Consider the following 14443-nt stretch of genomic DNA (forward strand, 5'->3'; position numbering starts at 1 on the left):
ATTATCACATACCCATCAACTTAAGAAATTGATTGTTCCCGAAAACGAAAAAATGAGCTGAATTCTCATAAATAACTGTAAAAAGGTGAAAATTTCGGTATGGGGGTATCTCAAAAGCTTAGGTTGATGGCAATGGGGGATGGTCATGGAAATAGAAAATTCCGCTAAGTTATTTAGGCTAGATTGTGGTGAAATTTACTTACAAGAGTTTTCCACTAAAGATGCAGAGAGTATTTATAACATATCCAATCAACCGGAAATAGAAAAGTTTTTACCGGACTGGAAATCGACGAAAGAACAAAGGGTTAATTGGGTTGTAAATTATGAAATACCAGAAAATAAAGCGTTTCTTCATGCAGTGAGAACTACGACTAACATAGATGATCACATATTAAGACTAGGAATATTTAAGAAAACCACAAATGAATTTATTGGATGGTGCTGCACAGGTATGAAAGAAGAACTCCCTTCACCAAACAGAGAGATAATGTATGCTATCTCAAATGAACATCAAAATCATGGCTATGCTACAAAAGCGACTAAAGGTTTAATTGACTTTTTGTTTAAAGAAACAAATTTAAATGTCCTTAACGCAATTGCTTTAATTAACAATGTAGCATCAAATAAAGTTATTGAAAAATGTGGGTTTATTTATAAGAGCCAACAGAGGATAGAAAATCAAATATATAATCATTATATATTGAGAAGATCTGAGTGGATAAAAATATAACGTTGGGTAGTAAAAGACCGATAAAGCAATCGGTCTTTTCTCATTTATATAATAAAGGTTTCATATACTTTGTATTTCCTGCTACTATACAATTATTATAAGATAGTTATGCGTTAATTTCAGTTTAAAAAAAGTTTTATTATCAGTTTTTTTAGAAATCTTACAAGCGTGTAAGATAAATGAAAGGCGAATCAATATGAGCTGTAAGACAATTCATTTACACTCTGTTATGAGACGTGCAAATGAAGGGAGAATATACATGGAAATTTTACATGCAAAAAGTATTAGTAAAGTATATAAAGGGAAAGTACCTTATAAAGCATTAGTTGATATTGATTTATCAATTCAAGAAGGTGAATTTGTAGGGATTATGGGGCCATCTGGTAGTGGAAAAACAACGTTATTAAATATGGTATCTACTATTGATTCTCCATCATCGGGAGAAATTTTAATAAATGGCACAAATCCTTTCCAATTATCATCAGAAGATTTAGCGTTATTCCGCAGAAAACAATTAGGATTTGTTTTTCAATCATTTAATCTTCTTAGCACACTTACTGTAAAAGAAAACATCGTATTGCCGATGACTTTAGATGGTGTTTCCGTGCAAGAAATGAACAAGCGATTGGAAGAGATTGCAGAGAAGTTAAATATTACAGATATCTTGAATAAAAGAACATTTGAAATATCAGGGGGACAAGCTCAAAGAACAGCAATCGCTCGTGCGATCGTTCATAAGCCGCAATTATTACTTGCAGATGAACCAACAGGGAACTTGGACTCTAAATCTTCAAATGATGTAATGGAGATGCTTGATACTCTTAATAAAGAAGAAAAAGCAACGATGATGTTAGTTACACATGATCCGTATGCAGCGAGCTTTTGCAGCCGAGTAATCTTTATTAAAGATGGTCAACTATATAACGAAATTTATTGTGGTGAAAGCAGACAAGCCTTTTATCAAAAGATTATGGATGTTCTTTCTTTGTTAGGAGGGAAAAGGCATGACTTTTCGTCAGTTCGCATTTAATAATATTTTTCGTAATAAGCGTACATATGCTGCCCATTTTTTAAGTAGTACATTTTCTATTATGGTTTTCTTTACGTATGCTCTTTTATTATTTCATCCTGATTTACAAGGGGAATTAAAATCAACAAGTGCAACAATGAGTGCATATGGTACGATGGGATTTACAATTTCGCAAGGTTTGATTTTTGTATTTTCATTTTTCTTTATTTTATATTCAGTTAGTTCATTTTTAAAAACTCGTAAGAAAGAATTTGGCATATTAATGATGCAAGGTATGTCAATGAGACAGTTTAAGAAATTATTATTAATTGAAAATATGTTGATTGGACTTGGTTCAATTTGTATAGGGATTTTCATTGGACTCATATTTTCTAAACTAGTTTTATTGATAAGCGCAAGTGTATTAATGATTAATAATGGTTTGCCTTTTTATACACCAGTGAAGGCTGTATTATTAACAGTTATCACTTTTCTTTTCTTATTTTTCATTGTTTCACTATTTACATTTAAAATGGTAAAAATAACGGAACTTGTCGAACTTATTCGAGCAGAGGAAAAACCAAAACCTGAACCGAAATCTTCAATTTTATTATCACTGCTTTCTTTAATTAGTATAGGATATGGATATTTCTCAGTATTTCGCTTTATTTCAAGTTCCAGTTTTACTACACTTGGAATGGGTGTCTTACTAGTAATTATAGGAACGTACTTTTTATATACACAGTGTAGCGTTTATATATTACATCTTGCTAAAAGGAGAGAATCTTTCTTTTTAAAAAGAACAAATATATTAACGTTTTCTGAATTAATTTACCGTATGAAAGATAATGCAACGATGTTTTTTATTGTATCTATTATTTCAGCAGTTGCATTTACAGCTATTGGTACAACAGCTGCTATTGGTAATAGAAATTTAGTGTGGATGACAAACCCATATACATTTCTGTATGAAAGCTCTGAAAACAACAAATTGGTAGATAAACATCTCTCTATTATAAAAAAACATCTCTTGGATGCAAATATTCCGTATCGAATGGCTTCATCTTCAAGTAAATTTACAGAAAGTAACGTAAATGTATTGAAATTAAGTGAATATAACGAACTTACGAGAGCACTCGGGTACCAACATGAAACGATTGAAAAAGAAGATGAAATTTTACTAATCCCTGGGAGGGTGTCACAAAAGCAAGAATTTAAAAATGGTGACTATAAAAAAAATATTGAAGTCATTCAAGGAGATTGGACAAAGACATTTCGTGTGAAGAAAACTGTAGAGAATTTAGTTTTACCACATGATTCTAGTAGTATTTATATTGCTGTTCAAGATCATGTGTATGATGAAATTCCTCTGACGAGTAATCCAGAGGATGAAGATATTCAACATCGTACTTACGGATTTGTTGTAGATGATTGGATAAAAACGAAAGAGATTTCCAATCAATTAAAGAGTATATTCAATAAAGATCTTAGGGACAGAGATTTCTACTTTGAAGCTTTAACATTAAACTTGTTGGAGGCAAAGCAAAAGAATGGTTTATTACTTATGGCAAGTGTTTTAGTCGGAATCGTTTTCTTTACATTTGCTGCTAGTTTTATTTATTTTCGATTATATACTGATTTGAATCGTGATCAACAGCAGTATAAAATGATTTCGAAAATGGGGTTAAGTAAACGGGAGCTAAAGAAAGTTGTAACGAGACAGTTATTACTAATGTTCTTCTTACCGATTGCTGTTGCGGTGATTCATACTGTAGTAGCGTATACGGCACTGCAACAATTAGTTAGTTTTTCTATTTTAAATAGCTCGATTTTTATTTTAATTTCATTTATATGTATACAAGTTTTATATTTCTTTATTACTCGTTGGCGTTACCTACAAAAGCTTTATAAGACTATGGAGCAATAAAGGATATCAACTAATAAAATTACAGAAAAGCATGTAAAAAATGATATGAATTATGAAAGGAACCGTGATGAAAAGAACTTTAACTATTTTTATGTTAACTATAATACTTTTAATAAGCTTTAGTTCATGCTCTAAAAAGGATAAATCATTTCCTGCAAACGGTGTATTAATTATTGGAGATGAAAATAATATTTCACCAATTATTAATCGTTATCAGGAAATTACGAAAGAAAATGAAGTGTTTTCTGTGAAAAAAGGTGAAGTTGGAAATGGACATGTATTAATTTTAAATGAATCTACAGCACTAGCACTGATTAAAGAAAAAATTTTTCATAAACGAGGTAATGGCTCAAATTATATTTTAGATACGTTACCAAAATTCCCAAAAGAAGGATCACTATTGTTTACAAATGAAGACGAAAAGACTATGAAAAGTATTAAAATAGAAGGAAATGAGATTCCTGTTACATACGATAGTGACACTTGGATAGGAAAAACTCGTAAATATCCAACGCAATCGTATGTGATTGTAGCAAAAAATAGCGTATATAAGGAAATAAAAGCAAATGAAACGAAAATGCACCTTCTTCAATTAAAGAAATCTCTAGGTGATGAAAGACCTAAAATGTCGACAGATAATACAATGGTTAATGAAAATGTCAAAGTAAAAAAGCTAATTAAAGGTTTGGAAGGAGAAGTATCTTTTCAATTTGTAACGATTGGCGAAAAACCTTAAAAAAGAGTTCGGAGTTGATAAAAATTTCATCAGCTTCGAACTCTTTTTAGTTTATAGACAAATCAATTATTATGCTTTACATTACTTCATTTAATCGAGTCTCGTTTGTTTCCTCAATCCCATTTGAATTTTGAACTGAATTATTTTGGGCTTCTTTTTCTTTACGAGCCTTTTGTAGCATTTCAAGGATGATCCATAAGGGAACACCTTTATCCTTTAACATCTTCCATAAATCTAATTCATTAAATTTATGCTCAGGCTGTTTCATTTCTTTTTCAGATAAACGAATATTAAACTTGATAGGATCATTTATTTTCTTACTTTCAAGTTTAGTAGAAGAGATAGTATTATGCTCAAGATTAGATGGAGTTATTTTAGTAGGTTGAGACAATGTATGAATATTTGATCCGATTTGCATGATTTTTCCTCCTTTTCAAGCAATGAGATTAGTTTTCTTATGGTTTTTAAATCTTTTTAACATGAGGAAACTATATCTAATTATAAATCTAAATAAATAGATTTACAAGTTGTATTGTAAAAAGTAAATATTTACTTGAATTAATATTTATCAACATTTGTATATGTTTTCTATATATACAACGTATATAAAATACTTTACATTATGTTTAAGTTATTAAATTATTCTGTTATTTTTTTGAAAAGAAAAATGTAAACGTTTTATTAGGGGGAGAAAGTATGGGGAAGTTATTTTTAAAAATATGTTTTTTTGCATTAGTGACCGTATGTTCATTCGCAGCGAAAATATCATACGCTGAAGAGAGGCAACAAAATAATTATCCTATCATATTGGTGAATGGATTTGCTGGATGGGGTAGAGAAGAAATGCTTGGCGTAAAATATTGGGGTGGTGTTCATGATATACAGGAAGATTTGAAACGAAATGGTTATACGGTACATACCGCAGCTGTTGGACCTGTTTCTAGTAACTGGGATCGTGCATGTGAATTGTATGCACAAATTAGCGGTGGGACAGTAGACTATGGTGCAGTCCATGCTGAGAAACATGGACATAATCGTTTTGGCAGAACTTATAGTGGTTTTGCGCCGAATTGGAGTGAAACAAATAAAGTTCATTTAGTTGGACATAGCATGGGTGGACAAACGATTAGAACATTAGTACAGCTATTAAAAGAAGGTAGTTTTGAAGAAAAGAATTATGTGAAAAATCACCCAGACACCAAAATATCACCACTATTTGAAGGCGGAAAATCATACGTTCATAGTGTTACAACATTAGCAACCCCTCACAACGGTACAACACTTGCGGATGGTAGTCTTCTACTGCCGTTCGTTAAAGATTTACTCATTACAGCTGCAAGCTTTGGAGGAAACAATAATTTATCATTATATGATTTTAAATTGGATCAATGGGGTATAAAGAAGAATGCTGGAGAGTCCTTTTTCCAATATAGTAATCGTATTCTAAATAGTTCACTTTGGACAAATACAAAAGATATAAGTCAATGGGACTTAAGTACAGATGGTGCAAAGGAGTTAAATAATTGGGTAAAGACGCAACCAGATGTGTATTATTTATCCTATAGTGGACATGCATCACAAGCAGCACCTATAACAGGTTTACATTTGCCTCATATAACGATGAATAAAGTGTTGATGGGGAATGCATTTTTCTTAGGTTCTTATGCGAGATATGAAGAAAACCGTCCGTTAGTTGATACTTCTTGGTGGCAAAATGATGGTGTAGTAAATACGAATTCTATGATTGCACCATCTTCTAATGTTGCTGTAAATAATAATGGGTCATTACAGATTGGAAAATGGAATCATATCGAAACGAAAGCGAATTGGGATCATCTCGATATGGTAGGATTAAGTGTTTCAGACTCATTAGGTTTTTCTAGCATTCAAGAGTTTTATAGAACAATTGCTGAAAAGCTATCACTTTTACCGAAATAGGTAATAATAAAGCGCTCTCGATGGAATTCGAGAGCGCTTTATATTATATTGAAAGAGGGATTTGGTAGAAAAATATGGGGGGATATTATGAAAATTCAAGTTGTATTATCAGGATACGGAACAGTAGGCAGAGAGTTTATAAAATTATTAAATGAAAAATATTCATATATATATGAAACATATGGGATTCAATTAGTTGTAAGTGGCGTATTAGGGAGAAATATTGCAATACATAATGAAGACGGCTTATCACTTCATCATTTATTGATGTATGGTGGCGGTACCGCTGCAATTGAAAAATATTTAGAGTATCATCCGAAGGAACGTGCAACAACTAGCATAAGTGGTACTGTATTGGTAGAATCAACAGTTACAAATCTTAAAGATGGAAATCCAGGGAAACAATATATGAAACAAGCGATTGAGAAACAGATGGATATAGTAGCAATTTCTAAAGGTGCGCTCGTTACAAACTGGAGAGAAATAAATGAAGCAGCAAAAGGCGCAAATATACGAATTCGATATAGCGGTGCAACAGCCGCTGCACTACCGACACTAGATATCGGACAATTTAGTTTAGCCGGTTGCAGTATTGAAAAAATAGAAGGAATATTAAATGGAACAACTAATTATATTCTTACGAAAATGTATGAGGAAGATATGACATTTGAAGAAGCACTGAAAGAAGCACAAAATAAAGGAATTGCTGAGACGAACCCTATATTAGATATAAGTGGTTCAGATAGTGCGTGTAAATTGTTACTTTTGACAAACAGCTTAATGGAAACAGAGAAAACACTTACTGATATACATATAAAAGGAATCGAGCACGTTACAAAACAGCAAATTCGAAATGCTAAGGAACAACATAAAATTATTAAATTAATAGCATCAACATATAAGGATGAGGGAGGCAATGTGAATTTAAATGTTGAACCGTGCCAAATAGAAAAAAATCATCCGTTAGCAAAAGTAAATGGAACCGAAAAAGGAATTACGTTCTTTACAGATACGATGGGACAAGTTACTACAATTGGTGGGGCTTCTAATCCACGAGGCGCTGCAGCTGCAGCTTTAAAAGATGTAATTAACTTATATCGAAAAGATTTGTAAGACCGTACCGCCCTTTATAAAAAATACATATGTCGTGGACCTTTTGAGAATGAAATAAATATGCAAAAATGATTGCAGGGGGTAAGGAAGTGTTTAAGGATTTTAAAGTTGTTAAAGATCGTCCCGTTTATATTCAGTTGAAAGATTATTTGAAGAAGATGATTATGAAAGGGCATTTGCTCGGGGATCAAAAAATCCCATCAACAAGGGAACTAAGTGAATTATTAAGTGTGAGTAGAAACACTGTACTCGCTGCTTATGCAGATTTAGAGCAAGAAGGACTCATTTATGCAGTTAAAGGAAAAGGGAACTTTGTTGCGAAGGTGGATATATCTAACACTTCGTCTGTTGAAATAGATTGGAAAAAGAAACTTAATACAGTGACCGCATTAGCGGATGAATTAGATTTAATGAAACATGGTGTTCGTTGGGAAAAGGGAATGATTGTTTTTAATAGTATAGCCCCGGATGAGAAGCTATTTGATGTTGAAAATTTCAAAAGAGCTTTTCTTACTCGTATGTCCATTGAAGGAGACATCGTATTGAACTACGGATATGCAAAGGGATATAGACCGTTAATGAATTATTTACTTCATTACATGGAAATGAAAGGTGTAGACATTTCGAATAAAGATATTCTAATTACAAATGGATTTACAGAAGGATTGGATATTGTACTCTCTTCTTTATCAAAAAAATCCGGGCGTGTCATTTGTGAGAATCCAACTCACCACGCTGCACTTAAGCTTTTCCGTTTACATGGACTTGAAGTTCATGGGATTGATATGCATGAGGATGGTATTGATACGAATGAAGTTGAAAAAAGTTTGCGTGAAAAAGATTTTGATTTTGCTTATTTAATTCCTTCTTATCATAATCCAACCGGTATTGTTACGAGTTCAGAGAAAAGAACGGAATTGATGAGGTTATTCTCAAAATACAAGGTTCCTATTATAGAGGACGGATTTAATGAAGAATTACGTTATTCAGGTTCACATTTAGCTCCATTATTAACTTTTGCTGGAGCTGGCAATAATGTGATTTATATTAGTAGCTTTTCAAAGGTACTTTTCCCTGGTTTACGTGTAGGCTGGATTATTGCAGATAAAGAGCTGATTCATTATTTAGAAAGCGTAAAAAGAGCAAGAACGATCCACACATCTACGTTAGATCAAGCTGTTCTGTTTCAATATTTACATGAGGGATATTTTGAGAAATATTTAAAAAAGGCAAGATCTGTTTATAAGAAAAAATATGAGTTAGCTGTCGGGGCATGTAACCAGTACATTCCTTTTAAAAGAATGACTGGAGATGGTGGACTGCATTTATTTATAGAGCTAGAAGAGCATATGAATGCCCGCACACTTTTACAAAAGTGTTATGAGAAAGGCGTTACGTTTTCACCTGGAGATGTTTTTTACTCTGATGGAGAAGGAGCGAACACTTTCCGATTAGGGTTTTCGCGCTTGAAAGAAGAAGAAATAGTTCGGGGAATTAAAATAATTGGTGATACATTAAAAAATGAAATTTGGAGTTGAGAAAATGAAAATCGGTGTTATTATGGGCGGGGTATCGTCTGAAAAACAAGTTTCAATTATGACGGGGAATGAAATGATTGCTCATTTAGATAAAAATAAGTATGAAATAGTTCCAATTACATTAAATGAAAAAGTGGATTTAATTGAAAAAGCGAAAGACATTGACTTTGCGTTGCTCGCATTACACGGAAAATACGGAGAAGATGGGACAGTTCAAGGAACACTGGAGAGTTTAGGGATTCCTTATAGCGGAAGTAATATGTTATCTAGCAGTATATGTATGGATAAAAATATTTCGAAAAAGATTTTACGTTATGAAGGTGTAGAAACACCAGATTGGATTGAACTTACAAAAATGGAGGATCTAAATCTTGATGAGTTAGATAAGTTAGGATTTCCATTAGTAGTAAAACCAAACTCTGGCGGATCGAGTGTCGGAGTGAAAATCGTTTATAATAAAAATGAATTGATCTCAATGCTAGAAACTGTATTCGAATGGGATTCTGAAGTAGTAATTGAGAAGTATATAAAAGGTGATGAAATTACATGTTCAATTCTGAATGGAAAACAGTTACCTATAGTTTCAATTCGACATGCAGCCGAGTTCTTTGACTACAATGCAAAATATGATGATACTAGTACAGTTGAGGAAGTTATCGAACTTCCAGCAGAAATTAAGGAACGTGTAAATAAAGCGTCACTTGCTTGTTATAAAGCATTAAAATGTAGTGTTTATGCAAGAGTTGATATGATGGTGAAGGACGGAATTCCATATGTAATGGAAATTAATACATTACCAGGGATGACACAATCAAGTTTATTGCCAAAAAGTGCAGAAGCAGCGGGGATTAGTTATAGCAAACTATTAGATATGATTATTGAAACATCATTAAAAGTTAGAAAAGAAGAAGGGTTTTAAGGGAATTATATAACGAATTTTTTTGACAGTTTCACGAAGTATGCTATGATGAATACATTATAAAAACAAAATATTTATCCACTAGGGGGGCCTCTTATAGGCTGAGATCAAATGTGATTTTGAGACTCTTAGTACCTGATCTGGTTAATGCCAGCGTAGGGAAGTGGGAAAGACGTTGCTATTTAATGAGTAAATAAATACTGTCGATTTCACTTTCTTTACGCCTGTAAAGAAAGTTTTTTTATTTTACAGCTTTAATAATTGTGGATAAATACTTATATTTTATACATTATTGGAGGGATTTAAATGACTTTTTCACAATCATTACGTAAAGAAGTAGATTCAATTTGGGAAGCGAGTTTTAACCATCCTTTTGTAAAAAAACTTGGTGAAGGAACGTTAGATTTAGCTAGTTTTCGCTATTATGTGCTTCAAGATTCATATTATTTGAGTCATTTTGCTAGAGTACAAACATTAGGAGCTGCAAAAGCTCTTGAATTAGAAACGACAGCTCGTATGGCACACCATGCCCAAAATACATATGAGGCGGAATTATCATTACATGAGAATTTTGCGAAGAAATTAGGGATAACAAAAGAAGAAAAAGATAATTTTATCCCTGCTCCAACTGCATACGCATATACTTCACATATGTATCGTGCTGCGTACGAAGGACATTTAGGCGATATCATTGCAGCAATTTTACCTTGCTATTGGTTGTATTATGAAATTGGCGAACGCTTAAAAGAGTGCCAGCCGGAAGAGCAAATTTATAACGAATGGATTTCTGCTTATGGATCTGATTGGTTCCGTACGCTAGTTGAAGAGCAAATTACACGTTTAGATACTATCGCTGAAAAAGTAACAGAGGCAGACCGCAAACGTATGAAACAGCATTTTATTATTAGCAGTCAATATGAATATTCATTTTGGGAAATGGCTTATACATTAGAAAAGTGGCCAGTGGATACAGACGTAAAAGACGTAATTGGATAAAGAATAGAAGTAATGTTATAGATAGGTATGGATCATACCTATCTATATATTTTTTCTTGTCAAATTTGCGTAAAGTCATTAGTGCTACGGATATGGCGAAATAGAATATCGATAATTTAGCTCATTTACTTGTCTACGCATTAACTGGATAAACTTCTGTCACATTTATTTTACAATCAAAGAACGTAAATGTTGGTGGTATGAAGTTAAATAAGAAAAGAAACCCGAGCTGTTAGCTGTAACGGAGTTGTTTTTTCTTTGCAGGAATTTCTAAATTATCATGGAGTGTTGTTAATACGATATGCAAATATGCATATCGTATTTTTTTTGAGCTCTTTATGTGTTAAAATCAGATATAGAGATATGGAAATATAAAGAAGCAAAAGCAGGAATATCCAATGAATTTTGAGAGGTGTTATATGTTTACAAATAAGAAATTAATTCGATTTGGTTTATCGTTATTTGTATTTTTAGGGATAATTAATTTTACAATCAGCTATTTCCAAACATATCTTGAAACAGCAGCAGATATTAAATGGATAATTCCAGAAATTTGGAAAACCATTTTGCTAGATGTTCCTCAAGGGATACTTGTTCTTTTAGGCGCAATTGCTTTATATGATTTCACAAAAGAGGCATCACAAAAAGACGCATCAATCTAAGTGTGTCTTTTTTCTATTAGGAATTTCATAGAGAGTTTTACTGGAGAAATAGAATGAAAAGCCCTAATTAGGGCTTTTTTTGTTGGAATTTCTTATCCGTCATAGAAACCGGTCACTTGGAGGTGTTATAGCGAAAGCCATTTACAGTACAGAAAAATCTAAGCAGCAGACGGAAATATATAGGATATGGCATTATAATTATTGAGAAATTAATTGAACTTAGTAAGTATGAAGATATGACGCTAGAATTCATATTTTTTAATTTTTATTTATCCCGCTATTTGCCGGGCAGTAAGCCCCCCCCCCTCAAAATTCAGCGGAAGCAAAGAAGTTAGGTAGGGGATGAACAAAACCCCACTGATTAAAGTTTCACTTTATAAAAATGAGCCCATAGTAAAAATAGGTATATGAACAAGGTGCATCATCTAGTGATAAGTCATACTTTGTTGGTGTACGTATTGAACTTAGTTTATAGCGCTATTTCTACTTAGATGTAACGAACAGGAATATAGGGAAGTATCGATGAGGTTGTATTTTATAAACGGAGGTTATGAAAATGAATCAGTTTCAACAAGAACTACAAGCGTTAAGCCTTAATGATTACCGGTCTGGAAATATTGTCTATTGGGACCAGCAAAACCAATATCCATATTACTGTATTGAAGATGCTGCTCGTCGCTGTGGCGGTTGTGGTCGTTGTGGCGGTTGTGGTGGAGGTCGTTGTGGCGGCTTCCGTTGTGGTGGCTTCCGTTGTATTGGTTGCTTCGGTTGTTTTGGTTGCGGAGGCTGTGGCGGTTGTGGCGGCTGTGGTGGTTGCTCTAACTGTTTTGATGGTTTTACTGATACTACCGGTACTATTGTAACGTATGAATATTGATAACATCTATCTTGCTAGTTGCGGGCAGTAACATCCCCAAAAAAATTCAGCGAGAGCAAAGAGAAGTTAGGTGGCGGACTGCCCATAAAAGCCCGATTGGTGAGAGCTGATTAAAGTTTCACTTTAGCAATTAAAAAACATTAGTTATATGTACGTGCCGACAAAGAATATAGCCATTATTAATGGATATATTCAATCATTCAAGTGAAAAAGTAACAATAAGATATATAGATGTAATCAAGATGTGATGGATAAAGCAATGACTAGATTTAAAATCTAATCATTGTTTTTTTCTTATGGTTTTATCATTAAATATCTGTCTAGTTTGGGCATTGCTTCCTTCTAGCTAATGATTTTATTACAACCGTGTAAGGTTAATGTAATGTTAATCGATAGTAAAATAAGTTGCTTAAGTGTATTTTAAATAAGATTAAAAAGTACTGTTTATCTACAAAATAATAGGGTAAATACTATGTAATTAGGAAGTGTATGAATATGGTTGAACTAAAATCTATTTTCCATTCGTATAAACTAAAGAGAAAAATAGCTAAAGATTTATACGGAAAAAGAGATGAATTATCACTGTTATTAAATGAATTTAATAATATGAAATGTACAGTAACATCTGAAAAGAAGAAAAATAATATATTATCTCGTTTGCAACTAATTTATCAAAATATGAAATCGGATAAGCAGTACCCTCTAGCAGTTGCTTTTGATAGTAAATTATTGGAGCGATTAGAAAAAGAATCTCTACATACTATTGAGGAGGGTGTAACATGTCTACATTTAATGTTAGATATGAATTATGAGAAGATAAAACAATATGGTTCGGGTACAAGTAGGTCATTCGTTCCATTATCGCAGTCTTCTATTTGTCTTGCTGATTGTATTTGTTTAACAGGAGTTGTAGTAGGTTTACTAGGAGCAATTTCATTTGGGGGATTACTGTTATCTATATGTTCAATTACATAAAGGTTGATATTTGTAAAAAGGGCACCGAATTAAGGTGTTCTTTTTTGGTTTTTTTGTAAAGTTATTGTAAATGATAAGTACAATGCATTAGGTGTAATGTATAATTCGAATGTATTGAAATACAAATATTATAGAGGTGTTATACATGATAATTACTTTGAATTTTTAAAAGAGTCGGTTTGATAATAGTTTATGTAGATAAACAGTTTTTACGTTTCTTTTAAATACTTGGTTTAAATGGATTAGATTAAGTAACTATTGTTCTAGCTTTTTGATAATCAAGACAACTGAAGAAAGGAAGGAATCATTTTATGAAAAAATTAAGGCTGCTAACATTTGAAAATATAGTAGAACCCCTTTTAAATGAAAAGGTATCATTTATATACTTTCCTATTGAATGGCTGGACATCGTAGAGATACATTATAAGACATTTTTATTAACGAGTAAGTTGAAACGTTTGAATGAAAGATTGTATGATATGTTTTCGGATATATTGTTTATTCAGCATAACCCGTACGTATTAAATGAAAATACACCATGGATTGTATCGAAAGAACCTATTAGACAAGAGCAGCTCGATTATATTTTTCAAAGTTGGTATGAGATTATTCATGATTGGAAACCAAATAGATTAGTAGAACCACCAAAATATGAATGGCAATCCGATTTGATTTCTAATTTGCCAGTACTACATGATAATGAAACGTATTCTAAGTGGGTGCCCGCTTTAATCTCACATATTTTTTGTGAGCGTCCTATATATTTAGAAAATACAAATGAAGAAGAAATCTATTTTTCCCCTCTTAGATCACAAAATATTTGTGAGGCGATGTCTGGGCCGATAAAAGATGAAAAAACACAAGATTTTTTCTCCTATGTATATCGATTCGAATGCATAACCCGCGGTGGTGAGAACGCTCCATTATTAAATATTTCAATAGGAATTCGGAGATTTTATCAAGAATATAAGATGATAGGTCAAACAAACCCTGATATGACAACGTCTGTTTGACTTATTTTGA

14 protein-coding genes, 1 pseudogene and 1 riboswitch are annotated in these 14443 nt (G+C 32.6%); of the genes and pseudogenes, 14 read left to right on the forward strand and 1 reads right to left on the reverse strand.

What is annotated here, in order from left to right; translation table 11 throughout:
• Nucleotides 1-145: 145 nt before the first annotated feature.
• From ACTFRU_RS00865 to ACTFRU_RS00880, 4 genes are all read left to right on the forward strand, one after another.
• Nucleotides 146-730 (forward strand): GNAT family N-acetyltransferase, encoded by a 585-nt coding sequence (locus ACTFRU_RS00865; RefSeq protein ID WP_000402112.1) that lies wholly within the window; start codon nt 146-148, stop codon nt 728-730.
• Between the two features lie 259 nt (nt 731-989).
• Nucleotides 990-1760 carry an ABC transporter ATP-binding protein gene (locus tag ACTFRU_RS00870; RefSeq protein WP_000404282.1) on the forward strand — a complete coding sequence of 257 codons (771 nt, stop codon included), beginning with the start codon at nt 990-992 and terminating at the stop codon, nt 1758-1760.
• Nucleotides 1735-3666, forward strand: a complete 1932-nt coding sequence (locus tag ACTFRU_RS00875; RefSeq protein ID WP_434714441.1) for an ABC transporter permease — start codon at nt 1735-1737, stop codon at nt 3664-3666. The genes ACTFRU_RS00870 and ACTFRU_RS00875 overlap by 26 nt, the downstream gene beginning before the upstream one ends.
• Before the next feature lie 67 nt (nt 3667-3733).
• The gene (locus tag ACTFRU_RS00880) at nt 3734-4402 is read left to right on the forward strand and encodes a lipoprotein BA_5634 family protein (RefSeq protein WP_440037387.1); all 669 of its coding nucleotides are present in this window, start codon (nt 3734-3736) and stop codon (nt 4400-4402) included.
• A 76-nt stretch (nt 4403-4478) separates the two neighbouring features.
• On the opposite strand, the gene ACTFRU_RS00885 is transcribed toward ACTFRU_RS00880, so the two are convergent.
• Nucleotides 4479-4820, reverse strand: coding sequence for a DUF3914 domain-containing protein (locus ACTFRU_RS00885; protein ID WP_440037388.1), 342 nt, complete (start codon nt 4818-4820; stop codon nt 4479-4481).
• A gap of 278 nt (nt 4821-5098) precedes the next feature.
• On the opposite strand from ACTFRU_RS00885, the gene ACTFRU_RS00890 reads away from it, so the two are divergent.
• The 10 genes and pseudogenes from ACTFRU_RS00890 (at nt 5099) to ACTFRU_RS00935 (ending at nt 14433) form a co-directional block, all read left to right on the forward strand.
• A complete protein-coding gene (locus ACTFRU_RS00890; RefSeq protein WP_440037389.1) occupies nt 5099-6340 on the forward strand; it encodes an esterase/lipase family protein in 1242 nt (413 codons plus the stop codon).
• 87 nt (nt 6341-6427) lie between these two features.
• Nucleotides 6428-7453 (forward strand): homoserine dehydrogenase, encoded by a 1026-nt coding sequence (locus ACTFRU_RS00895; protein ID WP_006921589.1) that lies wholly within the window; start codon nt 6428-6430, stop codon nt 7451-7453.
• A gap of 89 nt (nt 7454-7542) precedes the next feature.
• The gene (gene pdxR / locus ACTFRU_RS00900; RefSeq protein WP_006921590.1) at nt 7543-8991 is read left to right on the forward strand and encodes a MocR-like pyridoxine biosynthesis transcription factor PdxR; all 1449 of its coding nucleotides are present in this window, start codon (nt 7543-7545) and stop codon (nt 8989-8991) included.
• A gap of 4 nt (nt 8992-8995) precedes the next feature.
• Nucleotides 8996-9910 (forward strand): D-alanine--D-alanine ligase, encoded by a 915-nt coding sequence (locus tag ACTFRU_RS00905; RefSeq protein WP_016122576.1) that lies wholly within the window; start codon nt 8996-8998, stop codon nt 9908-9910.
• Between the two features lie 73 nt (nt 9911-9983).
• Nucleotides 9984-10089, forward strand: a riboswitch (TPP riboswitch).
• 127 nt (nt 10090-10216) lie between these two features.
• Nucleotides 10217-10906 carry a thiaminase II gene (gene tenA / locus ACTFRU_RS00910; protein ID WP_000144513.1) on the forward strand — a complete coding sequence of 230 codons (690 nt, stop codon included), beginning with the start codon at nt 10217-10219 and terminating at the stop codon, nt 10904-10906.
• A 398-nt stretch (nt 10907-11304) separates the two neighbouring features.
• Entirely contained in the window at nt 11305-11568 is a 264-nt protein-coding gene (locus ACTFRU_RS00915) for a DUF3937 family protein (RefSeq protein ID WP_016122577.1), read from the forward strand.
• A 556-nt stretch (nt 11569-12124) separates the two neighbouring features.
• Complete coding sequence (locus ACTFRU_RS00920) at nt 12125-12445, forward strand: heterocycloanthracin/sonorensin family bacteriocin (protein WP_440037390.1); 321 nt, start codon at nt 12125-12127, stop codon at nt 12443-12445.
• Nucleotides 12446-12590: 145 nt separating this feature from the next.
• Nucleotides 12591-12725 (forward strand): annotated as a pseudogene (locus tag ACTFRU_RS00925) (site-specific integrase); the annotation flags it as partial.
• 209 nt (nt 12726-12934) lie between these two features.
• Complete coding sequence (locus ACTFRU_RS00930; protein ID WP_002024190.1) at nt 12935-13420, forward strand: hypothetical protein; 486 nt, start codon at nt 12935-12937, stop codon at nt 13418-13420.
• Between the two features lie 311 nt (nt 13421-13731).
• Nucleotides 13732-14433, forward strand: a complete 702-nt coding sequence (locus ACTFRU_RS00935) for a pPIWI_RE module domain-containing protein (protein ID WP_088867749.1) — start codon at nt 13732-13734, stop codon at nt 14431-14433.
• Nucleotides 14434-14443 lie beyond the last annotated feature (10 nt).

Source organism: Bacillus cereus group sp. MYBK220-1 (assembly GCF_051916445.1).
GTDB classification, from domain to species: domain Bacteria; phylum Bacillota; class Bacilli; order Bacillales; family Bacillaceae_G; genus Bacillus_A; species Bacillus_A cereus.

Bases quoted from the DNA above. Each gene is read 5' to 3' on its own strand.
- ACTFRU_RS00865 (WP_000402112.1), top strand. From the start codon at position 146: ATGGAAATAGAAAATTCCGCTAAGTTATTTAGGCTAGATTGTGGTGAA.
- ACTFRU_RS00870 (WP_000404282.1), top strand. From the start codon at position 990: ATGGAAATTTTACATGCAAAAAGTATTAGTAAAGTATATAAAGGGAAA.
- ACTFRU_RS00875 (WP_434714441.1), top strand. From the start codon at position 1,735: ATGACTTTTCGTCAGTTCGCATTTAATAATATTTTTCGTAATAAGCGT.
- ACTFRU_RS00880 (WP_440037387.1), top strand. From the start codon at position 3,734: ATGAAAAGAACTTTAACTATTTTTATGTTAACTATAATACTTTTAATA.
- ACTFRU_RS00885 (WP_440037388.1), bottom strand. From the start codon at position 4,820: ATGCAAATCGGATCAAATATTCATACATTGTCTCAACCTACTAAAATA.
- ACTFRU_RS00890 (WP_440037389.1), top strand. From the start codon at position 5,099: ATGGGGAAGTTATTTTTAAAAATATGTTTTTTTGCATTAGTGACCGTA.
- ACTFRU_RS00895 (WP_006921589.1), top strand. From the start codon at position 6,428: ATGAAAATTCAAGTTGTATTATCAGGATACGGAACAGTAGGCAGAGAG.
- ACTFRU_RS00905 (WP_016122576.1), top strand. From the start codon at position 8,996: ATGAAAATCGGTGTTATTATGGGCGGGGTATCGTCTGAAAAACAAGTT.
- tenA (WP_000144513.1), top strand. From the start codon at position 10,217: ATGACTTTTTCACAATCATTACGTAAAGAAGTAGATTCAATTTGGGAA.
- ACTFRU_RS00915 (WP_016122577.1), top strand. From the start codon at position 11,305: ATGAATTTTGAGAGGTGTTATATGTTTACAAATAAGAAATTAATTCGA.
- ACTFRU_RS00920 (WP_440037390.1), top strand. From the start codon at position 12,125: ATGAATCAGTTTCAACAAGAACTACAAGCGTTAAGCCTTAATGATTAC.
- ACTFRU_RS00930 (WP_002024190.1), top strand. From the start codon at position 12,935: ATGAATATGGTTGAACTAAAATCTATTTTCCATTCGTATAAACTAAAG.
- ACTFRU_RS00935 (WP_088867749.1), top strand. From the start codon at position 13,732: ATGAAAAAATTAAGGCTGCTAACATTTGAAAATATAGTAGAACCCCTT.